This is a genomic window from Streptomyces sp. ASQP_92, assembly GCF_025399895.1.
Lineage (GTDB): Bacteria > Actinomycetota > Actinomycetes > Streptomycetales > Streptomycetaceae > Streptomyces.
In genome coordinates this window covers 349085-374729 of the sequence record NZ_JAODUA010000002.1, presented here as the reverse complement: position 1 = coordinate 374729, position 25645 = coordinate 349085, and the positions used below count along the sequence as shown (strand labels likewise).

Genomic DNA, 25645 nt, shown 5'->3' with positions numbered 1-25645 from the left:
GTCCCCCGCCCGAGCATGGGGACGGCGGCGGCGCTTGGGAACACGGCCCGGTCGAATCAGGCCACCCGCAACCGCGCCTGCGATGAAATGCGTTGAGGCTCCCGATGAAACGTCCTCCCACCCGTGGAGCGCCACGGGTCACACTGGGCCCATGACCGCTCGCAACCCCGGTGAACTGCCACAACCCGATGGCACAGCGGAACCGAACCGTCCGGACGCCGCCCCCCGTCCGCCGACCGGCGCCCCGCCGCCCGGCCCGGGCCAACTCCTGCCGCCGCCCGCCCAGTTCGGCTCCGAACCGGCGGCCGCGGGGCCGACGCCCGTGCCCCCTTACCCCCAGCCGCCGCAGCAGCACCAGCCGGGGCCCTATGGAACTCCCGGACATCCGGGCACCTTTGGGCCTCCCGCGCAGCCCGCGGCTTCGGGAACTCCGGGAGCACCGGGGCCCTATGCGGCGCCGGGCCGGCCGGTCACCTATGGAACTCCCTCGGCGCCGGGTGCCTTTGGCGCTCCCCCACAACCAGGGCCCTATGGGACTCCGGAACAGTCAGGGCCTTATCGGGCTCCGGGACCGTCAGGGCCATATGAGGCTCCACGACCGTCAGGGCCCTATGCGACTCCGGGGCCGCCGCACCCGGGGGCATATGTAACTCCCGTACAGCCGGGCGCGTTTGGGCCCCCGGCACAGCCAGGCACCTACGGCATACCGGGGCAGCCCCAGCCGGGGCCGTTCGGTGCTTTCGGGCAGCCTCCCGCACCCCCGGCCTCGATACCGCCCCCGCCCTCCCGCGGCCAGTCCGGCGGCAGACGCCGGTTGATCGTCGCCGCGCTGGTGGCGGGACTCCTGGTCGTGGGCGGCGGGGTGTACTACGCCGTCGACGGCCACAAGGGCGGCTCGCCCACCGCGGCGCCCCACGCCTCGCCCACCCCGTCGGGTCCGCCGACCGTCGACCAGGGCAACGGCAAGGGCACCGGCGAAGGCGGCGGGGACTACGACCCCAACGCGGGGATCAAGGCGGGCGAGGCGCGCGTCTGGCTGAACGAGAACGAGACCCCGCTCACCCAGTCGGGCGCCGAGCAGTACGGCCCGTGGCGGGTCGGAGACGTCGTGGCCAGGGCGATGTACAAGGAAGTCGCCGGCTATGGCGCGGCCGACGGCAAGGAGCGCTGGAAGATCACCTTCGACACCCCCCTGTGCGGGGTGCCACGCGCGCCCTCCGCGCAGAACAAGCTGGTCGTCGGGCTCCTGGAGAGCAACGCCAAGGGCGCGCACTGCACCATCCTCCAGCAGGTCGACCTCGCCACCGGCAAGACCGGCTGGAAGGCGGTCAGGACCGAGGACCGCCGCGGCACCTCGGCGCTCACCCTCAAGATGGCGATCACGGGCGACACCGTCGCCGTGGCGTGGACGGGCGGCGCGACCGGGTTCTCCGTGGTCGACGGCCACAAGCTGTACGACGTCCAGAAGAGCGGCGGATGCTCGTCGCAGGCGTTCGCCGGAGGAGTGCGACTGATCAGCGCGGGCTATTGCTTCGACGGGGGCGATCTCAACGCTCAGCCGGGCGACCTGCTCCAGGAACTCGACCCGGCGACGGGCAGGCCCAAGTGGAGCTACCAGTACGACAAGACCTGGCGCATCGGCCAGGTCCTCTCTGTGGAGCCGCTGGTGGTGACCGCGCTGCCGCACGAGGGCAAGACCTGGAAGATCCTGGCCTTCACCGCGGACGGAAAGCTCCGCTCCCAGTTCGAGCCCAAGTTCCAGATTCCCGGGGTGTGCAGCGGCTTCGGCCAGAGCGTGGACGAGCTTGAGGAATGCTATGGCTCGGTGGCCGACGCCCAGACGCTGTATCTCGCCGGCGACGGCAACGAGACGGATATGACCAAGAGCGCCGACGGCACCCAGATCATCGCCGTCGACCTCAACACGGGCAAGGAGAAATGGCGCTCGACTCCTCCCCAGACCCGCGAGGTGCGCCCGCTCGCCGTCGAGGACGGCAAGGTGGTGGTGTATCTGCACTCCGGCCACGCCCTGGCGGCGGCGGTCGCGAGCATCGCGCCGACGGGCGGCGCCCCCCAGGTATTCCTGCAGAGCCCCCAAGCGGCCTCGGGAGCCGAGAGCTACTTCTTCACCCCGCGGCTCGCGTGGTCGGGCGGCCGCGTGTTCCTGCTCAACAGCCGCGTGAACACCCCGAAGCCCGGCCTCAGCTCGCACGCGGCACTGTCCTTCGGCAAGTAACCGGGTAGCGCCCAACGGGAACCGCCCCTCGGGGTCCGAGACCGGACCACGAGGGGCGGATGTCCTCACGATCAGTGGCGCGGGGCCGCGATCGGGGCGAGGTCCTGGGTGCGCGGCAGCGGCACGACCGGGGCGGCGGGCCTGCTCGGCCGCTCCCCCGCGCCCGCCGGGCACAGCGCCTGGAGGGCGAACGTGTTGAGGGCCGCGTCGATCGGGCTCGGCTCCAACTTCCCGTCGGCGCCCACCTTCTGATACTTCATCAAGTTGTAGGTCAGGGCCAGCTGGCGCCTGCCGTCCGCGCTGGACAGCACGCTGGTGCCGGCGCCGAAGACCGCTCCGTCATGTCCCCAGAAGCGTCCGCACGGCAGGTCCAGGGCGTAGATGCCCAGGCCGTAGTTCATCACGGTCGTGCCGTTGTCGTCGCGGACCGGGACCGTCGTCTGCATCTCGTGGAGCTGGGCCGCGGGCAGGAGTTGGCCCCGCAGGAGCTTGCGGTAGAAGTCGTCGAGGTCGGCGGTCGTGGAGACCAGCGCGCCCGCCGTCCCGGCCCATGACATGTTGTACACGCTGTAGTCGCGCGGGGGGTCGATGAGCCCGTAGTACGACTCGTACATCTTGGAGTGGGGGCCCGCGATGCGGGGCGAGCGCGGGAAGTAGGTGTCGCGCAGCCCTGCCTTCCGGATGACGGCGTGGGTGATGTAGTCCTCGGGGTCCTCGCCCGTGACCTTCTGGATGAGCATTCCGGCGACGACGTAGTTGGTGTTGGAGTACGACCATCTCTCGCCCGGCCTGCCGGTGGGCGCCGCTTCCATGCCGAGGCGGGCCAGCTCCTCGGGCCGGAAGTGGTGGAAGCGGTTGTCGTCCAGGCTCTTGGTCGACATCTGCCCCAGGGAGGGGAACGCGCCCAGGACGTAGTCACCTATGCCGCTGGTGTGATTGAGCAGCATCCGTACCGTGATGGCCTGCCCTCGCTCGCCCGGCACCGTCTCGGGCAGATAGCGGCCGATCGGGGCGTCCAGGTCGATGCGGCCCCTTGCCACCTGCTGGAGTACGGCCACCGAGGTGAACGCCTTGGTGACGCTGCCGACGCGGTGCTGGAGGTTGGGCCGCATGGGACGGCCGGTGCCGGTGTCGGCGACCCCGGTGGCACCCAGCCACCGCTGCCCGCCGTCGCGGACCGCGGCGTTGGCTCCGTACATGCCCGCCGCGTGGACCGCGTCGAGGGACGCACCGAGCGCCTCGCGGTCCAGGCCGCCCGGTGCGGTGGCCGCACCTTCGGAGGCGAAGGCGGCTGGTGTGGGAGAGGGCGCGGCCTGGGCCGGGAGCACGGTCGCCAGCAGGGCCGCCGCGAGGGCGGCGGTGGTGCCGGCGACGCGTGCGCGTCGGCGGTCCGGGCGGGACGAGAACATGGAGGTCTTCCCTTCGATGGGCGGGCCGGGGTTCAGGGACGAACGGCCATCAACTCTCGCAAGGGTCCCGACCCGGGCAGATCATCCCGGGGGACGATCTTGCCGCCGGCGTGCTGCGCCGAACGGAGGAGCCACTCTCGGCCACGGTGGCGGGCGGTGGCGGGGCCGCCGCACCTCGGCCGCGCCCCACTCACGGCGGACGGCGGCGCCCGGCGCCCCGCCCCCTTCGGCGGGTCTTCCGCATGCGTCGGCGTGGCAGCGGTGACAGTGTCGAAAGGCCGGGCCCCGCCCGGCTTCCGCGGCCGGGCGGCCGGGCGCGGCCCGAGACGGAAGAGGAGTCACCTGTGCGTCATCACATCGTTGCCGAGAAGCTCCCCGACGGCGAGACCCTGAAGGAATGGCACATGGTCCGCGGCGAGGAGCAACGGTCCATGTGCGGACGCGACTTGGCCGAGGGCGCGGCCGAACTGCCGGACGACGCCTGGGGCACGGACAGCGCGCGCCCGTTCTGCCACACCTGCGGCGCCCTGTATCTGCGGGAGGTCCCCTAGTCTGGCCGGGGGGCGGCACCTCAAGGTCTAACAGTCATCGTCTCAACTGGCCTCATTCCGCAGGGAGTTGACGCCTGCCTTCCACACCGCCCGCCGCTGCCGTCCGCCTGTCGTCCCCCTCGGCTCCGTATCGTGGAGTCCCGCTGCCGAGAAGGGACATCACATGACCGGACCCACCCGTGCACCTGAGACCCGCGCACCCGAGATCCGTACCACCTCAGGGACCGTCCGAGGACGCATGGCGGACGGGATGGCGGTCTTCCGCGGCATCCCGTTCGCCCAGCCGCCGGTCGGCCCCCTGCACCTGGCGCCACCCGTGCCCGCCCTGCCCTGGGACGGCGTACGCGAGGCGGTCTCGTTCGGGCCCACTCCCCCGCAGTCCCTCGCCCTGGGGTTCGGCGCCGGGCCCGAGAACACGAGCGGCTCGAACGAGTGGCTCACCGTGAACGTGTGGTCCCCCGACCCGGGCCCGACGGCCCGACTGCCCGTCCTGGTGTGGATATACGGCGGCGCCTACCTGGTCGGCACGGCCGAAGGGCCCACCTACGAGGGCACCGCGCTGGCCCGCCGGGGCACGGTCGTCGTGACGTTCAACCACCGGGTGGGCGCCGAGGGGTACGGCCACTTCGAGGGCGCGGTACCCAACCGGGCGCTCCTCGACCAGATGGCCGCCCTGGAGTGGGTGCGGGACAACATCGCGGCGTTCGGCGGCGACCCGGACCGGGTCACCGTGTTCGGCGAGTCGGCGGGCGCGGGTGCGATCGCCGCGCTGCTCGCCATGCCCCGGGCCGCGGGCCTGTTCCGGCGCGCCGTGGCGCAGAGCGTGCCGGGGTCGGTCTTCAGCCCGGCGCTGGCCTCGGACGTCGGGGCGAGCGTGGCCGCCGAACTCGGCCTGCCGGCCACGCTGGAGGCGCTGGCCCCGGTGGCACCCGGCGCGCTGCGGGACGCGGCGGACGCGGTGCTCGGCAAGATCACGCAGTACGGCGAGCGGTGGGGCCGCATCGCCCACGCGCATCTGCCGTTCGCGCCGGTGGTCGACGGCGAGGTGCTGCCCCGCTCGCCCTGGGAGGCGCTGCGGGCCGGGCACGGCCGTGAGGTCGATCTGGTCGTGGGGTACAACCGGGACGAGGCGCGGGTGTTCACGGTGATGTCGGGCCGCCACGGAAGAATCACCCAGGACGAGGCCGACACCGTGCTGTCGCGGTTCGCGCCCGGCAGTGAGGGCGCGGCGGCCTATCGGGCGGCGTGGCCCGGGGCCGACCCGACCACGATGCAGGACCTCGTCATGTCCGACTGGCTGTTCCGGATGCCGAGTCTGGGTCTCGCCGAGGCGCACGCGGCGGGCGGTGGCACCGCGTACGCCTATGAACTCGCGTGGCCCGCGCCCGGGCTGGGTGGGGCGCTCGGTGCCTGTCATGGCCTGGATGTGCCGCTGGTGTTCGGGACGCTGCGCGGCGGCATCGCCACGATGCTGCTCGGCGAGGAGCCCTCGGCCGAGGCGGAGGCCGTGTCGGAGGCGATGGGCGGGGCGTGGACCGCGTTCGCGGCCCACGGCGACCCCGGCTGGGCGGCCTACCGCACCGGCGAACGGCTGACCCGGGTGTTCGCAGCGGAGCCGTACACACAGCCCTGTCCTCAGGAGGCCTCGCGCCGGATCTGGACCCAACACGACTTCGCACCCATGGAGTTGGTGTCGCAGCGGGAAGGATCCGCGAGCCCCGCCTGAACGCGTCCTGCCCCGGGGCGCGCCGCGCTTGATCGGGTCCGACGACGGTCGGGCCGTTGCGGAGAGTATGTCCGGTGAACGCCGGGTACTCGCGTCCGGCAGGTGCGTTTCGGCTCGCGGCGGCAGGAGGCAGTTCATGAGCGATACGGTGCGGGGCCCGGAGCCAGGGCGGCGAACCATCACCACATCCGTACCGGCCAGGCTGGACCGGCTGCCCTGGTCACGCTGGCATTGGATGATCGTGATCGGCCTCGGCACCGTGTGGATCCTGGACGGTCTCGAGGTCACCGTCGTCGGGAACATCGCGAGCCGGCTCTCGGAGCACGGCAGCGGTCTGGCGATCACCGACGCCCAGGTCACCGGCCTGGGCGCCGCCCTGTATGTGGGGGGCGCCTGCGCGGGGGCGCTGTTCTTCGGCTGGCTGACCGACCGGTTCGGGCGCAAGAAGCTGTTCCTGGTCACCCTCGCGGTCTATCTCGCCGCCACCGCCATGACGGCGCTGTCCTTCAGCGCGTGGTGGTTCTTCCTGTTCCGGTTCTTCACCGGCTTCGGGATCGGCGGCGAGTACGCAGCCATCAACTCGGCCATCGACGAGCTGATCCCGAGCAAGTACCGGGGCCGGGTGGACCTCATCATCAACGGCAGTTACTGGCTCGGCGCGATGGGCGGGGCGCTCCTCTCGGTGCTCGCCCTCAACACGGACATCCTGCCGAAGGACATCGGCTGGCGGCTCACCTTCGCGCTCGGGGTGGTGCTCGGCCTGGTGATCCTGCTGGTGCGCCGGCACGTACCGGAGAGCCCGCGCTGGATGTTCATCCACGGGAAGGAGGAGGGCGCGGAGCGGCTGCTCGACGATGTGGAACACACGGTGGAGCAGGAGATCGGCGAGCCGCTTCCCGAGCCGGGGAGCTCCATCACCATCGAGCAGCGCGAGAGTGTGGGATTCCTGGAGATCGCCCGCACGCTCTTCCGCTCGTACCCCAAGCGGGCCGTGCTCGGTTTCTCCCTGTTCATCGGGCAGGCGTTCCTCTACAACGCGATCACGTTCGGGTTCAGCTCGATCCTGGTGAAGTTCTTCGACGTGTCGAGCGGGACCACCGGCTATTTCTTCGCCGTGATCGCATTCGGCAACTTCCTGGGTCCGCTGCTGCTCGGCAAGCTCTTCGACACCGTGGGCCGGCGCAAGATGATCGCCGGGACGTATGTCCTTTCGGGGCTGCTGCTCTTCGTCACCGCGTGGTTCTTCGCCCAGGACTGGCTCAACGCGACCACGATGACGGCGTGTTGGTGTGTGGTGCTGTTCTTCGCCTCGGCGGGTGCCAGTTCCGCGTACCTGACGGTGAGCGAGATCTTCCCGATGGAGACCAGGGCGATGGCGATCGCCTTCTTCTACGCGATCGGGACGGCCGCGGGCGGCATCTCGGGGCCGCTGGTCTTCTCGGCACTGACCTCCAGCGGTGTGGTGGGTGACGCGGTGCTCGCCTTCAGCGTCGGCGCGGCCCTGATGACGACGGCCGGAGTGGTGGCGGCGTTCCTCGCGATCGACGCGGAGGGCAAGTCCCTGGAGGACATCGCCGCCCCGCTGTCCGCGCGTCGCGCGTCGGCGGGCGAGGGCACGACCACCTCGGAGGCGACGGCGACCTGAGGCACGGTCGCTCCCGCTCAAGCGGGGCGGGCGGCCCTCTCCAGCGGGCGGTGTGCGCAAGCCACCGCCCGCTTTTCGCTGCCCTTGTCGGCCCTCGCCCCGCCGCTCCCCATGGGCCCGCACAGGCCGTACGGGGCGGCGACGCCCGAACCACAGCACTTATGGCACATCCCCATTGCAGCCCACCATCACGAGCGTTATAGTCTCTAACTAACGGCACTGCACATAACAAGCCCGGACTGCACACCGTCCGGATGCGAGGGGATGCGTCATGGCACACACGGACAGCGATCTGCATGTGGTCCTCGGCTCGGGCCCGGCCGGCACCGCGCTCGCCACCGAGCTCGCCCACCGGGGCCACCCGGTCCGACTCGTCGACAGGTCCGCAAGTGGGCCCGAGATAGCGGGAGTTGAGCGCCTCAAGGGCGATGTCTCGACCCCGGAGGGAGCCGCCGCCGCCATCCATGGGGCCGGCGTCGTCCACCACTGCGTCAATGTCGCCTATCAGCTCCAGCTCGACGTCATGCCCCGGATCCAGCGGGCGGTACTGGGCGCCGTCGAGGAGGCGGGCGCGCGTCTGGTCGTGCTGGACACGCTCTACCCGTACGGCCACACACACGGGGAGGTCATGACCGAGGACACCCCGTGGCGCGCCACCACCCTCAAGGGCAGGATGCGCGCCCGGCTCGACGAGAACTATCTGGCGGCGCACCGGGAGGGGCGCGCTTCGGTGGTCCTCGGCCGGTCCGCCGACTTCGTCGGCCCCGGGGTCCTCAACTCCACGCTCGGCGCTGCCGTCTTTCCAGGAGCGCTCACCGGCGACGAGGTGCTCACCATGGGCGACATCGATCTGCCGCACAGCTACACCGACATCCGCGCGGTGGCCGCCGGGCTCGCCACACTGGGCGAGAACCCGCGCGGCGACGGGCGGGTCTGGCACCTCCCCACGGCGTCGGCCCTGACCACCCGCGAGGTGCTGGGGATGATCGAGGACCGGGTCGGCCGGCCGCTGAAGATCGTCACCCTCGATGAACCGCGCCCCTTCGGCCCGTTCGACCAGGTCTTCATGGACGCGTACGCCGAGATGTTCTACCAGCACACCGAGCCGCAGATCATGCACTCGGGCGCCTTCGAGGCCGCGTTCGGCGCCGCGCCCGTCCCCATGGGGGACACCCTCGACGACACCCTCGCGTGGTACCGGGGCCTGCTGGCCCGCCACGCCTGAGCGCGACCCGATGGTCGCCATCGGCTCGCGGTACTACTCGATGACGATCTCGAAGGGGATGTTGCCGCGGGTGGCCTTGGAGTACGGGCAGGCGGCGTGGGTGAGCTCGACGAGCTTCGCGCCGCTGTCGCCCTCCAGGTGCTCGGGCAGCTCGACGCGCATGACGACGCCGATGCCGAAGCCGCCGTCGGACGGGTCCTTGCCTATGCCGACCTCCGCGGTCACCGAGACGTCCTTGACGTCGAGCTTCAGCTGACGGGCGACCGAGCCCATCGCGCTGGCGAAGCAGGCCGCGTACCCGGCGGCGAAGAGCTGCTCGGGGTTGGTGCCCTGACCGTTGCCGCCGAGGGCCGGCGGGAAGGCGAGCGGCAGGTCGAGCTGGCCGTCGGAGCTGACGGTGCGGCCCTCGCGGCCGTTGGCGGTCGCCACTGCGGTGTAGAGCGCGTCCATGGGATCGGTTCCTCTCGTATCCATCCGGACGGGGCCGGTACGGCCTCCGTACGGGGAAGCCTCGGCTTTCCCGGGATCAACTTAAACACACAATTAAGTTGTGCACAACTAAATGGCGTGAGTGCTAGCCTGGTCGCATGGTGACCACGCCCCCCGCCCGCCCGCACGACGAGGACTATCTGCGGCTCGACCTCCAGCTCTGCTTCTCCCTGCACGCGGCCTCGCGCGCCTTCAACGGCGTCTACCGCACGCTCCTGAAGGACCTGGGGCTCACCTATCCGCAGTACCTGGTGATGCTGACCCTGTGGGAGCACGGCGAGCTGCCGGTCAAGAGCATCGGCGAGAAGCTGCGGCTCGACTCCGGGACGCTGTCGCCCCTGCTCAAGCGCCTGGAGTCGGCGGGCTTCGTCGAGCGCCGGCGCAGCCGGGCCGACGAGCGCTCCGTCACCATCCGCCTCACCGAACAGGGCACGGCCCTGCGGGAGCGCGCGCTGGCGGTGCCGCACCACATCGCGCGGGCCGTCAATCTCCCCCCGGAGGACTTCCACACCTTGCGCACCCTCCTGGCCACGCTCACGGAGGGCCTCGACACCGCGGCGGCGACACACCCATCGCCGGACCGCTAGCAATGTGCGCGGCCCCTATGTGCCCTCACCACGGGGAAGGGTTGCCCCGCCCGACTGGGCTCACCTGCGCACCCTGCACACTTACGGCGTAAACAGCGCAGAGCTCGGGAGGCAGCACATGGCTCGTCCGGTCACCATCGTCACTGGCGGCAGTCGCGGGATCGGCGCGGCGACCTGCGTCCGGCTCGCGGCCGACGGGCACGACCTGGCCCTCGGCTACGTCAGCAATGAGGCGGCCGCACACGAGGTGGCCGATCAGGTGCGCGCGGCTGGGGCCCGGTGCGTCACCGTGCGGGCCGACACCTCCCAAGAGGCCGACGTGGAGCGGCTGTTCGACACCGCGGCGGCGGAACTGGGGCCCGTCACCGGCCTGGTCAACAACGCCGGTGTCACCGGTCCGCTCGGCCGTCTCGCCGATGCCCGTACGGAGGATCTGCGCCGGGTGGTCGACGTCAACCTCCTCGGCTATCTGCTGTGCTGCCGACGGGCCGCCCGTGACATGGCGGCCGTCGGCGGGGGCGCCATCGTCAACATCTCCTCGGGAGCGGCCACGCTCGGCAGCCCCGGGGAGTATGTCCACTACGCCGCGTCCAAGGCGGCCACCGACGCCCTGACGATCGGGCTCTCCAAGGAACTCGGCCAGGACCGCATCCGCGTCAACGCGGTCGCGCCGGGCCTCATCGACACGGATATGCACGCCACGATGGGCGATCCCGAACGCCCGGCCAGGATGGCCCCGGCCATCCCGCTCGGCCGTGCCGGCGAGGCGTCCGAGGTTGCCGCCGCCGTCGCCTGGCTCCTGTCGCCCGACGCCTCGTACACAAGCGGTGCGATCCTTCGCGTGGCCGGCGGGCGGTGACACGGCGGCCCACGCCGCGCTCGACAGCGTGTGGTGAGGGCCAGCATCCTGAGATTGGAGGGGGTGGTCGGATGAGTGAGGTGGCGGAGCCGTTCGAGGCGGCCACGGGGGACGGGCCCCTGGCGGTCGGCGCGGGCCGGAGGGCCGCCGTGCGCACCGCCTTCGAGGGACTGTTGAACATCCGGCGGGTCATGAACGTCTCGGGCCCCGCGCAGTGGGAGCGGCTCAGGCCGGTGCGGGCGGTCGCGCTCGCTCTGGAGGCTGCGGGCCTCCCGGCGTCCGCCGTCGACGGGCAGGGCGAGCGATGTGCCACCGGTTACCGCGTCAGCGCCGTCGAGGGGGCCCGCGCCGTCCACGTGGAGTGGCTCGGGCCGCCGGGCAGTGGCGCCGAGTACGCGGCGAACGAGGAGCTGCGGCGGTGCGCAGGGGTGCTCCGGCCGCTGGGATGGGTGGCGTTGGAGTACCGCGGACCGCGCCGTCACCACTATCTGGAGGTCGAACCGGCGGAGTGAGCCACCCCGGTTCGCAGCGCGTCCCCGCTCCCGCTAGAGTGCGATGCTTGTTCGATTGTTCAGGGGCGACGGGGGAAGCGTGAGCGCGCAACTACGGGAGACCGCAGGCGAGTTGGCCGGGTTGTTGTGGCGGGAGTACACGCTCTACCGCGAGCGCTCGGGCACGGTGGTCATCCGGGGCCCGCACGTCGAACGCTGGATCAGCCTCTCCCCCACCGGCGGCCAGGACCAGGTCCTGATCCGCGCGGGCCGCATCCTGGACGGGGGCACCACCGCCCCGGCCCGCTCGGAGACAGTGGCCGACCTCACCGGCGGCCGGCACGAACTCGCCGCCGTCTGCCGCAGGTTGCTCGCGGAGACCGCCGTGGACGCCGCGTCCGACGGCGCCCCGAGACCGTCGAGACCCGGCCGGGCGAAGAAGGCCACGACGAGACGGTCCAGGAAGCCCGCGCGCTCGGGCCGACACACCGGCATGGCGTCCTGGCTGGTCATCCTCGCCGTGCTCACCGTCGTCGCCCTCTGCGTCCGCGGCGTGGTGGCGGCACTGTAGGAACCGGCGATCGGTCCGCCGGTGGTTCCCGCCTGCTACAAAGGCCCTTCGACCTTTCTCCACGGACCCTGAGGACGGCGCCATGAGCGATGATGTGCTGGACCGGCTCGGCGCCGGGAAGTATCTGCTCGTCACGACCTACAAGAAGGACGGCACGGGCGTCCCCACCCCGGTGTGGGTCGTGCGGGACGAGGACGCCCTGGTGATCTGGACGGTGGCGGACTCCTGGAAGGTCAAACGCATCCGCAACCGGCCGCAGGTGCTGGTCGGCCCCTGCGACGTGCGCGGCAACCCCACCGGCGAGCAGCACCGGGCGATCGCGGTGATCTGCGACGCGGCCGCCGCCGAGGCCTGCCGGGCGCTGCTGCGCCGCAAGTACGGGGTGCTCGGACGGCTCACCCTGCTCGGCAGCCGGCTGCGGCGCGGCACGCAGGGCACGGTGGCCGTCCGGATCACCCTCGACGATGTGCCCGCGGGCTAGGGACCCGAGACCAGGTTCGCCACGTTGGTCGCGGAGTTGGAGGGGCCACCGCGGTCGTTGATGACGTGGTTGATGGTGCCGGTGCCGCCGAGGGAGACCGTCACCATGTCGTGGAAGCGGACGCCGGAGGACGCGGGCGCCTCGAAGGCCCGCTCGGCCACCACCGAGGGGTTGGCGCTGAAGAAGCAGTAACTGCCGAGCCCCCACGCCTCGTGACTGGTCACCCCGCTCGCCACCTTGTAGGCGTCGTAGCCGCGGGTCGAGCCGTTCATCCAGGAGCTCTGGCCCGGAGGGTCGTACGGCATCTCGTTCTGGAAGAAGTAGGTGCGTCCGCCGTTGCCGTTCCATATGACCTGATGCTGTTGGTAGTGCTCGACGAACAACCCGTACATCGTCACCGCCGTGCCGTTCACGATCAGGCCGTTGGCGGCGGTGTTGCCGGCCCAGCCGACACCGCTGCCGTGGTCGGCGCGCCACAGCCACATGTGGTCGCCGATGACGTCGGAGCTGTTGACGACGAGGCTCTGGGTGGCCTTGCCCACTCCGGCGCCGCCGATCCGGAAGAACACATCGTGCAGCGAGGTCGGGTCGGTGGTGTGCCGGGCGCCCGCTCCGCTCGGTCCGACCCGCATCAGGGTCGGGGAGTTGGTGGTGCCCGCGTCGATGAGGAGTCCGGCCACGTTCACCCCGTCGACGTCGGCCACGTCCAGCGCGGTGATGCCGTTGTCCGGGACCAGGGTGGCGAGGCCGAGCCCGAGGACCACGGTGTCGGCCCGGGTCACGTTCAGCGTCTGGTCGAGGTGGTAGACGCCGGGCGTGAACAGCAGGTTCTTGCCCTGGGCCAGTGCCTGGTTGATGTCGGTGGCCGAGGCGCCCGGCTTCACGATGAAGAAGGTGTCGATCCCCAGGGAGCTGCCGGGCTGGTTGCCGCCCGACGCCCAGGTGGTGCCCTGGGTGTTGCTCCGCAGGGCGGGCACGAACACCTTGTACGCGCCCGCCTCGTCCACGTACAGGAAGGGCTTCTCGCGGGTCACGGGTGACTTCGCGACCGTCGTATAGGGCGGGTGGGGGAAGGAGTTGGACGGCGCGTTGACGTCACCCACGAACACCATGTTCCAGTTGGAGCCGCTCCAGGCGCCCCACTGCGTGTTGCGTGACAGCCACTGCTGCTGGGAGCCGGAGCGGACCTGTCCGTCGATCTTCGAGTCGGCGATGAACCCACCGCTGGACCAGCCGCCGTCGTCGAGCTGGAGGTCGCCGCGTATGTGCATACGGCGGTAGGGCGCGGCCTGGGAAACGGCCCAACGGTCGCTGCCACCGGTGGGGTTGACGGACAGGTTCTCGGCCGAGCGCCAGAAGTTCTGGGTGGCGTTGCCCTGGAACCAGTCGGCCTCGGCGTGGACGGCGCCGTTGATGGTGACGTCGTCCGGCGAGAGGCCGAGGCCGGCGACCTGGGTGTAGAAACCCACGTTGGCGTCGGCGCTGTAGGTGCCGGGCTTGAAGAGCAGGGCGTAGCGCTCCGTGCCGAACTGGTTCTTCTCCTGCTGGGCGAAGACCTGGTTGAGTCTGCCCTGGATGGCGGAGGCCGGCATCGACGGGTCGAAGACCGTCACGTTGGGCCCGAAGTCCGGTGTCCCTGAAGGGGGTTGGGGGTTGCCGACACCGTCCAGGCTGAAGGACTGGGCGCGGGTGCCGTTGCAGGCGTACTGCTGAATCCGGGCGCCGTCGGCCGTCGAGGCGCCCGGCACGTCCAGGCACTTGCCGCTGTTGCGGTTCACGAAGTGGTAGGCGCCGCCCGCCTCCTGGACGGGCAGCCACTGCTGGTTGGCGCCGCCGCCGTACGTCCAGAGCTGGACGGGAGCGGCGTCGGCCCGGGACACGTCGGTGACGTCCCACGTCTTGCTCGCGTCGTTGCGGTTGGCGACGCGGACGTATCCGTCGCCGACCGGCTGGAACTGCCACTGCTGTGCGGTGCTCGCGTTGCAGGCGTACTGCTGGACGGCCGTGCCGTCGGCGGTGCCGGCGGCGGCCGCGTCCACACACTTGCCGCTGTTCCCGGCGGCCACGGTGACCCAGCCCGTGGGCGGAGCGGCGGCGTGCGCGGCCGGGGCGAGGGCGGTCGCGGAGACGAGAGAGGCGAGCAGGGCACCCAGGGCGAGCAGCGGGGTGGGCCGGGCGGCGCGATGCCCGGGCCGGAGCCGAGCGGAAGGTCCGGATGTTCTCATACGTCTCTCCTGTTCCGCGGGGTGAACGCGGCAAGTGGGGGGTGTACGGGAGGAGTTACGAGGGGTGTGCGGGAGCGCCGTCGGGGACGCATGGGGTTCACGGCTTTCTTCAAGGTGTGAAGTTAGGAGGGCCCGGCGCACCCGTCAAGAGTTCACGTACGGAAGAAGTCCGGATACGCGCGGCGGGTGGCTGGTAGCTTGACGCGTCCGGAAAGCGCGTCGCAAGGGGACGATCAGCAGTGCACAGCTTCTCGCGTACCACCGCCCTCGCCTCCGTGGGGCTCACCGCCGCTCTTGTCCTCGCGGGGTGCAGCAGCGACGGTTCGGACCGGGCGTCGGACAAGCCGTCGGGAACGGCGTCGACGCCGGCGTCGGGAACGGCGTCGACGGGCAGCGGGTCATCGGCCGGAACGCCGGCCACGCCCGGGGTCTCAACTCCCGCTCACGGCAAGGGGGGTGGCACTGGGTCGGGGTCCACGGGCGGCGGGATCGACGGGGAGTGGGTCGCCGTCACCCAGGGCAAGCCCGTCGCCCTCGTCATCAAGGGAAAGACCGCGTCCGTGCTCGGTGAGCACCTGTGCAGCGGAACGGCGAACAGCGCCGCCGGTACGGCGACGCTGCGGCTGACCTGCCCCGACAAGAACACCACCCGCACCAGGGGCACGGCCAAGCTCAACGGGGCCAAACTGGAAGTCAGTTGGGACGGCTTCGGCAAGGACGAGTTCAGCCGGAACACGACGACCGGCTGAAGTGCCATCGCCACGGCGGAGGAGGCCGGGACGACCCCGCCTCCCCCGCCAGGGTCTCAGGCGTCGGCGAGCTGGGCCTCCAGGCTCGTGTCCAGGCTCTTAACTCCACTGTTCTGCAAGGGAGTTGCGAGGGACTCCCCCAGCGCCTGATCCAGGTCGCGCCACAAGTCCCCGGCGTCCTCAAGACCGACCGACATGCGCAGCAGGCGGTCGCTGACCCCGCTGGAGGCCCGGTCGTCCTCGGGCACGATGCGGTGGCTGATCGAGGCGGGGTGCTGAATGAGGGTGTCGACGCTGCCGAGGCTCACCGCGGGAGTGATCAGACGGACCCGGGCGATCACCTCGTGCGGGTCGGTGAGCGTCTCGAACGCCACCATGGCGCCGCCCACCTTCGGATAGTGGACGCGCAGCACCCGGGGGTCCGCCGCCAGCCGCGCCGCGAGCCCCGCGGCGGTCGCCGAGGCGGCCCGGACCCGGACGGGCAGCGTGGCGAGGCCGCGCAGCAGCAGATAGCCGGCGAGCGGGTGCAGGACGCCACCGGTGGCGAAGCGGATCTGGCGCAGCCTGCGGGCGAACGCCTCGTCGCAGGCCACGACCCCGCCGAGGACGTCCCCGTGACCGCCCAGGTACTTGGTCGCACTGTGCAGCACGAGGCGGGCGCCGCTCTCCACCGGGCGCTGGAGGACGGGCGTGGCGAAGGTGTTGTCGACCAGCAGCGGAACCGTGCCGCACGCTGCGGCGAGCGCCGCCAGGTCCACCTCCGCGAGGGTGGGGTTGGCGGGGCTCTCCACCATGACGAGCGCGGTGTCGGGGCGCAGCGCGTCCGCGACTCCCTCCGGATCGGCCCAGGTGACCTCGGTGCCAAGCAGCCCCGCGGTCAGGAGGTGGTCGCTGCATCCGTACAGGGGGCGTACGGCGACCACGTGGCGCCGGCCCGTGGCGTGCTGGGCGAGCAGCACGGCGGAGAGCGCGGCCATGCCACTGGCGAAGGCGACGGCGGACTCGGTGCCCTCCAGGCGGGCCAGCGCCGTCTCGAAGCGGGCGACGGTGGGGTTGCCGAGCCGGCCGTAGACCGGCGGCCCCTCGGGGGCCTCGCCGGTGGCCGCGAAGGCGTCGATCCGGGCGGCTTCGCCCCTGCTGTCGTAGGAGGGGTAGGTGGTGGACAGGTCGATCGGCGGGGCGTGCAGTCCGAGGCCGGCGAGGTCTTCGCGGCCCGCGTGCACGGCGAGGGTGTCCACTGCTCTGGCGTCCACGGTGGTGGTGTCGGCGTCCATGCGTCCACTGTGAACAGGTGACGGGCACCGGGCGTCGTACTCCGTGTTACGTTCGGGCCATGGCCGAATCCGTCGTACTGGACCCGGTGGATCTGCACATTTTGCGGCTCCTGCAAAACGATGCCCGCGCGACCTACCGCGATCTGGCCGCCGAGGTCGGCGTGGCCCCCTCGACCTGCCTGGACCGCGTCGCCCGCTTGCGCCGCGCCGGGGTCATCCTGGGATATCAGCTGCGCGTCGACCCGGCGAAGCTGGGCCGGGGACTCCAGGCGCTGCTGTCGGTGCAGGTGCGCCCGCACCGGCGGGATCTGATCGGCCCGTTCGTGGAGCGGGTCAGGGCGCTGCCGGAGTCCCGGTCGCTGTTCCATCTGACCGGGCCCGACGACTATCTGGTGCACGTGACGGTCGCGGACACGGCGGACCTCCAGCGGCTGGTCCTCGACGAGTTCACCTCACGGCCGGAGGTGGCCCGGGTGGAGACCCGGCTGATCTTCCAGCAGTGGGACTGCGGCCCGCTGCTGCCCCCGTCCTAGCCGCCGAACCGGTCCGGCCCCGGGCCCTGTCGGGGCGCCCGGAGCCGGTCGGCGGGTGTCAGCGCGCGTCGGCCTTGAGGAGGTCGGCACACTTCTCGCCGATCGCCATGGTGGTGATGCACGGATTGACCGTGACCAGGTCCGGCATGACCGACCCGTCGCACACCCGCAGTCCGTCGATGCCCTTGACCCGCAGCCGCGCGTCGACCGGCGCCATGGCGTCGTCGTCGGCGCCCATCTTCACCGTGGACGCGGGGTGGTAGACGGTGTTGTGGGTCTTGCGGATGTAGTCGAGCAGCTCGTCGTCGGTGCGTACGTCCGGGCCAGGGGCGAGCTCGGCGCCCGCCCAGCCGCTGAGCGCGGGCCGCGCCGCGATCTCGCGGGCCAGCTTCAGGCCGTACGTCATGACCCGCTCGTCGTGCTCGTGCGTGAAGTAGCGCGGGTCGACCATCGGCTTGTCGCGGTAGTCGCGGGTGCGAAGGCGTACGGTGCCGCGCGACTTGGCCTGTGTCACGTTGGGGGTGAGACAGAACGCGTTCTCGGTGGTCGGGTAGCCGTACCGCGCGGTGTTCATGTCGAACGGCACCTGGCCGTAGTGGAACATCAAGTCGGGCCGTTCCAGGCCGGGTTGGGTGTCGGCGAAGATGCCGATCTCCCACCACTGGGTGGAGGCCGTCGTCATGGGCTGCTTGGCCTCCCACATGATGACGCCCTCGGGGTGGTCCTGGAGGTTCTCGCCGACGCCGGGGGCGTCCACGAGGACGTCCACGCCCACCTCGCGCAGATGGGCGGCGGGTCCGATGCCCGACAGCATGAGCAGCTTGGGGGTGTCGATCGAGCCGCAGGACACGATGACCTCGCGGCGGGCCGTCACCGTGCGGGTGTGGATGAGGTCCGGGTCGAGGTACTCGGCACCGGTGCAGCGGCGGTTGGCGTCGATGACGAGCTTCTTGGCGCGCACCCCGGTGCGGACGACGAGGTTGGGCCGCTTGTCCATCACGGGGTGGAGGTAGGCCACCGAGGACGACTGGCGGATGTTGTTCTCGTCGGAGTTGATCTGGAACCAGTTGGCACCCCTCACGACGGTCTTGCCGGCGTTGAACTGCGTGGTGGGGATTCCCTGCTGGGCGCACGCCTCCAGCAGCGCGGCGCCGCAGGGGTCGGCCGACTTGACGTTGCGGATCTTCACCGGGCCGCTGCGGCCGTGGTGGTCGCCGGGGGCGTCGTTGGTCTCCAGGCGCTGGTAGAGCGGGAAGATGTCGGCCGCGCCCCAGCCCGTACAGCCCGCCGCCTCCCAGGCGTCGAGGTCCTCGGCGGGCGCCCAGAACGCGATGCAGGAGTTGTGCGAGGAGCAGCCGCCGAGCACCTTGGCGCGGGCGTGGCGCATGAAGCTGTTGCCGTGGGACTGCGGCTCGACGGGGTAGTCCCAGTCGTAGCCGGACTCCAACAGGCCCATCCAGCGGTCGAGTTGGAGGATGTTGTCGTCGCCTACGTCGGAGGGCCCGGCCTCCAGGACGCACACCGTCACCGAGGGGTCCTCGCTGAGCCGGGCCGCGACCACGTTGCCCGCGGTGCCGCCGCCGACCACGACGTAGTCGAACTCCTCGGTGCGGGCGGGGGTTTCAGAGGGCTGTGTGGACTGTGTCGGCATGGGTCTGCGACTCACTTTCGTTCTCCGATGCGGCGTGGCTCGACAGGACACCGGTCTTGTGGCGCTGGACGAACCAGTAGTAGGCGAAGCCGCCGAGCAGGACGGCTCCGACGAACAGGAAGGCGCCCCAGCGCAGGTACCAGTGGTAGGGGGCGGTGGCGTTGTACACCTCGGCGCGCGGCCAGGCCAGGTTGACGGTCATCGCGCCGCCCCACAGCACGCCGAGGATGTTCACCGGCAGACCCCAGCGTCCGAGGGAGAACTTGCCGTCGCCGGCCGGGGTCCACGTGCCGCGCAGCCGGGCGACCAGCATGGGGCCGGTGACCAGCAGATAGGCCACGTAGATCATGATGATGCCGATGCTGGTGACGACCGAGAAGATCTGCGGCTGGCGGATGTTCACCAGCAGGATCGCGAGGGCCAGTACGCCGATGACGACGGCGGGCAGCACGGGGGTCTGGAAGCGCGGGCTGACCTTGGCCATCAGGGAGGCGGCGGGCAGGTTGTTGTCCCGGGACATCGCGAACGCGAGGCGGATGGCGGCGGTGTGCACGGCGAGCGCGCAGACGGTGACCGCGATCAGGACGCACCAGAGCATCAACTTGCCGCCGGTGTCGCCGAGGACGTCGAGAACGACGTACTGGAGGCCGTCGCTGGTGATGCCCTTGCCGTCGAGGCTGCTGACGCTCATCAGGGCGAGGATCAGGATCAGTCCGCCGAGCACGAAGGAGGCGAGCAGCGCCCGCAGGATCGCGCGGGGCGCGTTGCGGGACGGGTCGACCGACTCCTCGCCGAGGGAGGCGGCGGTGTCGAAGCCGTACATCACATAGGCGGAGGCCAGTGCCGCGGTGAGGAAGGCACCCATGTAACCGAAGCTGCCGCTGCCGCCGTGGCCGTGGGTGTCGAGCACCACGCTCGGGCCGCGCACGACGTGGACGGCGAACAGGACGATCAGCACCACGGTGGCGACGAGTTCGAGGAAGACGCCCGCCGTGTTGATCCGGGCCATCAGCTTGACGCCGAACGCGTTGACCAGCGTGGTGAAGAGGATGAGCACGGCGGCGAGGATCACCGCGTTGGTGGCGACGTCGTAGGTGCCGGTGCCGTCGCCGACGATCTGGAAGACCTTGGAGATCTGCGGCAGGGTCGCCTGGTAGGCGAGCGCCACCGCGGCGATCGACACGATCGAGGCGATCAGCATCATCCAGCCGGCCAGCCAGCCGACGTGCGGACCGCCGAGCTTCTTGGCCCAGTTGTAGACCGAGCCGGCGACCGGGTACTTGGCCGCGAGTTCGGCGAAGCACAGGGCGACCATGAGCTGCCCGACGAAAACCAGCGGCCAGGACCACCAGTAGGCGGGGCCGCCGAAGCCGAAGCCGAAGTAGAACAGCTGGAAGGTGCCGGTGAGGATCGAGATGTAGCTGATGCCGGCGGCGAAGGTGTGGAAGTTGCCGAGGGTGCGTTTGAGTTCGGGTCTGTAACCGAACTCCCGGAGATCGTCGTCATCCTTCGTCATGCTCATGACCAGACTCCAAGGTGGCAGGGGTGCAGGAGGGGGCACGGTGCGGTGACCGGCCGTCCCGGAGGAACGGCCGGTCGTGGATCAGCGGGTCAGCTCTCGAACCACCGCTGGGGTTCGGGGGCGGTGTTGCGCCAGATGTGCTTGGTCTCCTGGTACTCGGCCAGGCCCGCGGGCCCGAGCTCACGCCCCGTCCCGGACTGCTTGTAACCGCCCCACTCGGCCTGCGGGACGTACGGGTGGAAGTCGTTGATCCACACGGTGCCGAGCCGGAGCGCGGCCGCGACGCGACGGGCCCTGGCCTCGTCGGTGGTCCATACCGCGCCGGCCAGGCCGTAGACGGTGTCGTTGGCCAGGCGCACGGCCTGGTCCTCGTCGGTGAAGCGCTCGACGGTCAGGACCGGCCCGAACGACTCGTCCCGCACGACGGACATGTCGGCCCGGCACTCGTCCAGGATGGTCGGCGGGTAGTAGTAACCGCCTTCCAGATCAGGGGAGTCGGGGCGCTCGCCACCGCAGCGCAGCACGGCGCCCTCGGCGATTCCCGCGGCGACGTACGCCTCGACCTTGTCGCGGTGGGCGGCGGAGATCAGCGGGCCGGTCTCGGCGCGGTCGTCGAAGGGGCCGCCGAGCCGGATCAGCCGGGCGCGGCGCACCAGTTCGTCCACGAACCGGTCGTGCAGCGCGTCCTCGACCAGGAGCCGGGTGCCGGCCGAGCAGACCTGCCCGGAGTGCAGGAACACGGCGGTGAGCGCGTTGTCCACGGCGGCTTCGAAGCCCGCCTCGGTCGCGGCGACGTCGGCGAAGACGATGTTGGGGTTCTTGCCGCCGAGTTCGAGCGCGACCTTCTTCACGGTGGGCGCGGCGGCCGCCATGATGCCGCGGCCGGTCACCAGACCGCCGGTGAAGGAGACGAGGTCGACGTCGGGGTGCTCGGCGAGCGGCGCGCCCACCTCGGCGCCCGCACCCAGCACGAGGTTGGCGACACCCGCGGGCAGGCCCGCCTCCTCCAGGAGCTTCATGAGGTGGATGGCGGTGTGCGGGGTGAGTTCGCTGGGCTTGAGGACGAAGGTGTTGCCCGCGCCGATCGCCGGGGCGACCTTCCAGGCGGTCTGGAGCAGCGGATAGTTCCACGGCGTGATCAGCCCGCAGACGCCCACCGGCTCCTGCACGACGCGGCTGTCGACGACCGGGTTCCCGGTGTCGACCACGCGGCCCGCGCCCTGCGCGGTGACCAGGGTGGCGAAGTAGCGGAAGCAGTTGGCGATGTCGTCCATGTCGTAACGGGACTCCACCAGGCGCTTGCCGGTGTCGAGCGACTCGGAGCGCGCGAGCGACTCCTTGTCGCGGACGAGGAGTTCGGCGACGCGCAGCAGGAGCGCACCGCGCTCGGCCGGGGCCGTCCTCGGCCACGGCCCGTGGTCGAAGGCGGCTCGGGCCGCGGCGATGGCGGCGGCGGTGTCCTTGGGGCCCGCTTCGTCGACGGTGGCGACCGGAGTGCCGTCGGCGGGACACCGGATCTCACGGGTCCGCCCGTCGACGGCGGCTTTCCACTGGCCGTCGATGAAGAGTTCGGGCATGTTTCGGATCCTCCGATGCGGTGCTGGGTCAGGGCCACCGACGCCCCTTCCCCGGTATGCGGGGAACATGCCGAAAAAATCACCCGACGTGACGGGTGTCACTTTCCGTGGTTTATGCAGGTCAGAGTGGTGTGCTTGGTTACCTTCGGTCACGGGCGCGGGACCCGGTCACTCCCCCAGGGCCCTGCGCGTACGGATGGTGAGACCGCTCCGCCCGTTCGGGACCGCTTGTGCATACTGACGCGTCTGCGATTGATCACTTCCAATCCCCGCGGGAGCAGCCATGGTTGACCGGGCCATCAGCACAAGGGCCGCCTTCAGGACGGTCGTCGAAGTGGGCCCCGAGGCGCTGGACCAGGTGCGGGCCGCCGAGACCGCCCTTCAGGAGGCGATCGCACCGGCCGTCGGCGACTTCGACTTCGCGGCCGTGCGGTCGGCCGCGCGGGCCCTGCCGAACAGCTCCGTCGTCAAGATCATCCCTGGCTTCGGTCTCCAGGAGACGGCGCCTCTCCAGGTCATGGTCCTCACCCTTCGGCAGGCCGTGCGCCAGGCGCTGGTCGAACCCTTCGCCAACCCCGCCTTCTGGGAGAAGGCGGATGCCGCGCTGGCCGGGGTGTTCATCGGCGCACAGGAGGGGGCGCCGCACCTCTCCTTCCAGGACTGCGCGGAGGGCACCCGCTACTTCGCCCACCTTCTCTTCGCCCTCCAGGACGAGGAGACCGGCGCCCAGCTGTATGTGGTCGCCTTCCGGGTCGAGGTGACCGTCGCCGCCGACCGGGCGACGTTCCTGTCGCTGGGCGCCGAGGACACCGCGGCGGTCACGCTCCGCCTCGACGCGATCAGCGTGCGACAGGACCTCGCCCCCGCCCTCTGAGCCCTCCCTCACACGGGCAGCGCCCAGGTCTGGTTGGCCTGGTGGTCACCGCAGTTCCAGGTGTCGATCCTGGTGCCGCTCGCCGTGCCGCCTCCGTACACATCGAGGCACAGCCCCGATGCGGCGTTGATCAGCATGCCGTCCCGGTCGGTGCTCCAGTGCTGGGCGCCCGCGCCCGTGCAGGACGACAGGACGGCGGCGCTGCCCGCGCGGGAACCGGCGGCCGTCAGACACTTGCCGAGCGCCCGTACGGTGCCGTCGCCGGCCAGGCTCCAGCGCTGGTTGGCGTGGGAGGTGCAGGGCCGCAGGAGCACCGAAGTGCCGTCCGCGATACCGCTGTTGGACACGTCCGCGCAGTTGGCGCCGTTGCCGGTCAGCTGACCGGTGGGCACGGCGGGGGCGCAGCCGGCGCCCGGGGTGAGCCGCCAGATCGCGGTGCCGTGGGCCGCGATGGTCGCGGTCAGCGCCGTGGACGTGGTCGAACGGGCCCCGGTCCACAGGTTCCTGGCGCTCACCGCGCAGCCCGGCAGGCCGATGGAGGCGAGGCTCGTGGTCACGCTCCGGGCCGAGGAGGACCGGTTCAGCACGGCGACGGCCCGGTCGCCGCCCGCGAGCGGACGGGCCAGCACATCGGTGGTGCCGTTGGTGGCGACCACCCCGGCCTGGCGCCCCAGGGGGTCCTGGTCCACGGCGAGCAGCCCGTCGTTGGACAGGGCCGCGAGCCCGGCCGGGGTGAGGGCGGCCACGTCGGAGGAGAGGATCATCGGGGCGGCCATCATCGACCAGAGCGCCACCTGGCTGCGCGACTCGTCGGCGGTCAGACCCGGGTCGCCGGCCAGCAGGAAGTCCGGGTCGTTCCAGTTGCCGGGCCCGGCGTAGCGGCCGATCCAGCGGTTGTAGCCGTAGTTGTGCAGCACGCTCGCCCAGCGGCTCGCGTCGGGCTTGCGCGGGTCGTACACCACGATGTCCGTGCCCTCGCGCCAGAGCTGGCCGTCCTGCCCGACCCACGAGAGCACCGAGAACCAGTCCCGGGTGCCCCACTCCTGGTCCGGCTGGAAGTAGGCGGGCGCCGATTCGGAGAAGACGATGTCCCGCCCGGAGTCCCGCAGCGCGGCGGCCTCGGCGTCGTACGCCTGACGGTAGGCGGCTTCCTTGGTCTGGCCGGGGGCGACGTACATGTTGCAGCCGTCGAGTTTGAGGTAGTCCACGCCCCAGGACGCGAAGGTGTCGGTGTCCTGCGCGAAGTGGTCGGGGCCGCCGCCCTGGGGCCGTCCGCTGCCGGGGTATCCCTCGCAGGTGGCCGAGCCCGCGTCCTCGTAGATGCCGAACTTCAGGCCGCGCGCGTGCAGATAGGAGCCGAGCCAGGCCATGCCGTGCGGAAAGCGCACCGGGTCCGCGACGAGGCCGCCCGCGCTGTCACGGTTCTTGGCCATCCAGCAGTCGTCCACGGTGACCGTGTCGTAGCCCTTGGCGGCGAGGCCCGTGGAGACCAGGGCGTCGGCGTTGTGCAGCACGGTCCGTTCGCTGATGTCGCACATGTAGTGCGCCCAGTTGTTCCAGCCCATGGGCGGGGTGGCGGCGAGCGGGCTGCTGTGGGCGAGGGCCCCGGGTGCCGACGGGGTCGCGGCGGCGAAGGCTCCGGTCGCGGTCAGCGGAACGGCCAGCAGAGTGGCCAGCAGTACGGCGAGTCTCCGGCGCCGGGTAGGAAGTGACGGCACGACAGATTCCTTCCTGGCCCGGCCGTTCGCGGCCCGGGCGGGATGCGTAGGCGGCAGGGAAGGTGCCGATCCCGCCGGCGCTCGAGCCTGCCGGAGGGCACCCGCCAGTGCAGTACTGGCGCTCGTTCTTGTCAATGGCTCCCCTCGGACGAGCAGAGACAAGCATCCGCCTCCACCCGCGCCGGGCCCGGCATTGCCACCGCGTGTCCGCGCTCGGGCCGTTGGCGGGCGACGCGCACATGGCTCGGCCTTCGCGCCCGGCGGCCCGTCGGCGGGGCCGGGCGCGCGATGAAGGGCCCCGAGCGGAAAGCGTTGGCGGGGCCCCGCGGCTTCTGACAGGCTCCCGATCGTGACTCACAGCGACGACATAGAGATCGGCACCCTCGCCGAACGGCCCGAACTGGCCACCCGCGTCTACGACATCGACGACACCTGGCCGGAGTTCATCGCCCGGGACCTGGTCGGCTACGCCCTGCTGAGCCGGGTGCCCGAGGAGTTCCCGCAGTACTGCGTGGTGGCCACCCAGGGCGGCCGGGTGATCGCCCGGGGGTTCAGCGTCCCGTTCAACGCGGCGCTCGAAGGGCGCGAGGAGATGCCGGACCGGGGCTGGGACCAGGTCCTCGCGTGGGCCTTCGACGACCTTCGGCGCGGCCGTGCCGTGACCACGGCGAGCGCCCTGGAGATCACCATCGACGTCGGTCACCTGGGGCGCGGCCTCTCCTACCGGATGCTGGCCGCGATGCGCGAGGCGGTGAAACGCCAGGGGCTCGCCGCTCTGGTCGCGCCGGTGCGTCCGACGGCCAAGCATCTGCGGCCCCGCCTTCCCATGGCCGAGTACCTGCGCGAGGTCAGGGACGACGGGCTGCCCACCGATCCGTGGTTGCGGGTCCACGTCAAGGCGGGCGGCACGATCGAGAAGGCGGCCGCCGCCTCCATGACGGTGAGCGGGACCCCGGCCGAGTGGCGCCGCTGGACCGGCCTCCCCTTCGACCGGGACGGCGAGATCGAGGTCCCGGCGGCCCTGGTTCCGGTGCACTGTGACACCCGCCATGACCGGGTGAGCTATGTGGAACCCAACGTCTGGGTACGTCACGGACTGCGCCCCTGACAGAAGGGGCGCCGCTCACGGGGGCGGGCAGGTCGCGGGAAGGGGGGAGGGCGGACGGCGAGGGCGCCACCCGGTCCTCACCGGAGCGGATCGGTCACTTTCACAAGATTTGTAAGACAAATCCGGAACCCTTTGCCCCTTCCC

The 25645-nt window shown here is 71.2% G+C and carries 22 protein-coding genes; 14 read left to right on the top strand and 8 right to left on the bottom strand.

Annotated elements, in window-relative coordinates:
* The first annotated feature begins 814 nt into the window (after positions 1–814).
* On the top strand, positions 815–2236 hold the full coding sequence (locus tag N4G70_RS07750; protein WP_261711726.1) for a PQQ-like beta-propeller repeat protein: 1422 nt from the start codon (positions 815–817) through the stop codon (positions 2234–2236).
* Between the two features lie 71 nt (positions 2237–2307).
* Here the strand turns inward: N4G70_RS07750 and N4G70_RS07745 are convergent, their stop codons facing one another.
* On the bottom strand, positions 2308–3645 hold the full coding sequence (locus N4G70_RS07745; protein ID WP_261711725.1) for a serine hydrolase: 1338 nt from the start codon (positions 3643–3645) through the stop codon (positions 2308–2310).
* A gap of 344 nt (positions 3646–3989) precedes the next feature.
* On the opposite strand from N4G70_RS07745, the gene N4G70_RS07740 reads away from it, so the two are divergent.
* The 4 genes from N4G70_RS07740 to N4G70_RS07725 all read left to right on the top strand — a co-directional run bounded on the left by N4G70_RS07740 (position 3990) and on the right by N4G70_RS07725 (position 8792).
* A complete protein-coding gene (locus tag N4G70_RS07740) occupies positions 3990–4196 on the top strand; it encodes a hypothetical protein (RefSeq protein ID WP_261711724.1) in 207 nt (68 codons plus the stop codon).
* Between the two features lie 163 nt (positions 4197–4359).
* Positions 4360–5922 (top strand): carboxylesterase/lipase family protein, encoded by a 1563-nt coding sequence (locus N4G70_RS07735; protein WP_261711723.1) that lies wholly within the window; start codon positions 4360–4362, stop codon positions 5920–5922.
* 136 nt (positions 5923–6058) lie between these two features.
* The gene (locus N4G70_RS07730) at positions 6059–7567 is read left to right on the top strand and encodes an MFS transporter (RefSeq protein ID WP_261711722.1); all 1509 of its coding nucleotides are present in this window, start codon (positions 6059–6061) and stop codon (positions 7565–7567) included.
* Positions 7568–7838: 271 nt separating this feature from the next.
* Positions 7839–8792, top strand: a complete 954-nt coding sequence (locus N4G70_RS07725) for an NAD-dependent epimerase/dehydratase family protein (RefSeq protein ID WP_261711721.1) — start codon at positions 7839–7841, stop codon at positions 8790–8792.
* 33 nt (positions 8793–8825) lie between these two features.
* Here N4G70_RS07725 and N4G70_RS07720 read toward each other — a convergent pair whose 3' ends face one another.
* A complete protein-coding gene (locus N4G70_RS07720) occupies positions 8826–9242 on the bottom strand; it encodes an organic hydroperoxide resistance protein (protein WP_120725947.1) in 417 nt (138 codons plus the stop codon).
* A 137-nt stretch (positions 9243–9379) separates the two neighbouring features.
* On the opposite strand from N4G70_RS07720, the gene N4G70_RS07715 reads away from it, so the two are divergent.
* The 5 genes from N4G70_RS07715 to N4G70_RS07695 all read left to right on the top strand — a co-directional run bounded on the left by N4G70_RS07715 (position 9380) and on the right by N4G70_RS07695 (position 12270).
* The gene (locus tag N4G70_RS07715) at positions 9380–9868 is read left to right on the top strand and encodes a MarR family winged helix-turn-helix transcriptional regulator (protein ID WP_261711720.1); all 489 of its coding nucleotides are present in this window, start codon (positions 9380–9382) and stop codon (positions 9866–9868) included.
* Between the two features lie 118 nt (positions 9869–9986).
* Positions 9987–10727, top strand: a complete 741-nt coding sequence (locus N4G70_RS07710) for an SDR family oxidoreductase (protein WP_261711719.1) — start codon at positions 9987–9989, stop codon at positions 10725–10727.
* A gap of 71 nt (positions 10728–10798) precedes the next feature.
* Positions 10799–11239 (top strand): hypothetical protein, encoded by a 441-nt coding sequence (locus tag N4G70_RS07705; RefSeq protein WP_261711718.1) that lies wholly within the window; start codon positions 10799–10801, stop codon positions 11237–11239.
* A gap of 79 nt (positions 11240–11318) precedes the next feature.
* Entirely contained in the window at positions 11319–11789 is a 471-nt protein-coding gene (locus N4G70_RS07700) for a hypothetical protein (RefSeq protein ID WP_261711717.1), read from the top strand.
* Between the two features lie 82 nt (positions 11790–11871).
* Positions 11872–12270: a PPOX class F420-dependent oxidoreductase gene (locus tag N4G70_RS07695; RefSeq protein WP_261711716.1), complete on the top strand. Its 399-nt coding sequence runs from the start codon at positions 11872–11874 to the stop codon at positions 12268–12270.
* Here N4G70_RS07695 and N4G70_RS07690 read toward each other — a convergent pair.
* The gene (locus tag N4G70_RS07690; protein WP_261711715.1) at positions 12267–14495 is read right to left on the bottom strand and encodes an RICIN domain-containing protein; all 2229 of its coding nucleotides are present in this window, start codon (positions 14493–14495) and stop codon (positions 12267–12269) included. The genes N4G70_RS07695 and N4G70_RS07690 overlap by 4 nt on opposite strands.
* A 239-nt stretch (positions 14496–14734) precedes the next feature.
* On the opposite strand from N4G70_RS07690, the gene N4G70_RS07685 reads away from it, so the two are divergent.
* Positions 14735–15244, top strand: coding sequence for a hypothetical protein (locus N4G70_RS07685; protein ID WP_261711714.1), 510 nt, complete (start codon positions 14735–14737; stop codon positions 15242–15244).
* A gap of 56 nt (positions 15245–15300) precedes the next feature.
* Here N4G70_RS07685 and N4G70_RS07680 read toward each other — a convergent pair whose 3' ends face one another.
* Complete coding sequence (locus N4G70_RS07680; protein ID WP_261711713.1) at positions 15301–16518, bottom strand: PLP-dependent aspartate aminotransferase family protein; 1218 nt, start codon at positions 16516–16518, stop codon at positions 15301–15303.
* Between the two features lie 59 nt (positions 16519–16577).
* Here N4G70_RS07680 and N4G70_RS07675 point away from each other — a divergent pair, with 59 nt between their 5' ends.
* A complete protein-coding gene (locus N4G70_RS07675; protein ID WP_261711712.1) occupies positions 16578–17051 on the top strand; it encodes an Lrp/AsnC family transcriptional regulator in 474 nt (157 codons plus the stop codon).
* 58 nt (positions 17052–17109) lie between these two features.
* Here N4G70_RS07675 and N4G70_RS07670 read toward each other — a convergent pair whose 3' ends face one another.
* The 3 genes from N4G70_RS07670 to N4G70_RS07660 form a co-directional block, all read right to left on the bottom strand.
* Positions 17110–18702: a GMC family oxidoreductase gene (locus N4G70_RS07670; RefSeq protein WP_261711711.1), complete on the bottom strand. Its 1593-nt coding sequence runs from the start codon at positions 18700–18702 to the stop codon at positions 17110–17112.
* Positions 18674–20224, bottom strand: coding sequence for an APC family permease (locus N4G70_RS07665; RefSeq protein WP_261711710.1), 1551 nt, complete (start codon positions 20222–20224; stop codon positions 18674–18676). The genes N4G70_RS07670 and N4G70_RS07665 overlap by 29 nt, the downstream gene beginning before the upstream one ends.
* 89 nt (positions 20225–20313) lie before the next feature.
* Complete coding sequence (locus tag N4G70_RS07660; RefSeq protein WP_261711709.1) at positions 20314–21801, bottom strand: aldehyde dehydrogenase family protein; 1488 nt, start codon at positions 21799–21801, stop codon at positions 20314–20316.
* 283 nt (positions 21802–22084) lie between these two features.
* Here N4G70_RS07660 and N4G70_RS07655 point away from each other — a divergent pair, with 283 nt between their 5' ends.
* Positions 22085–22675 carry a Type-2Aa cytolytic delta-endotoxin gene (locus tag N4G70_RS07655; RefSeq protein WP_261711708.1) on the top strand — a complete coding sequence of 197 codons (591 nt, stop codon included), beginning with the start codon at positions 22085–22087 and terminating at the stop codon, positions 22673–22675.
* Positions 22676–22683: 8 nt separating this feature from the next.
* Here N4G70_RS07655 and N4G70_RS07650 read toward each other — a convergent pair whose 3' ends face one another.
* Positions 22684–24393, bottom strand: coding sequence for a ricin-type beta-trefoil lectin domain protein (locus N4G70_RS07650; protein ID WP_261711707.1), 1710 nt, complete (start codon positions 24391–24393; stop codon positions 22684–22686).
* Positions 24394–24742: 349 nt separating this feature from the next.
* On the opposite strand from N4G70_RS07650, the gene N4G70_RS07645 reads away from it, so the two are divergent.
* Complete coding sequence (locus tag N4G70_RS07645; RefSeq protein ID WP_261711706.1) at positions 24743–25501, top strand: N-acetyltransferase; 759 nt, start codon at positions 24743–24745, stop codon at positions 25499–25501.
* The last annotated feature ends 144 nt before the right edge of the window (positions 25502–25645 follow it).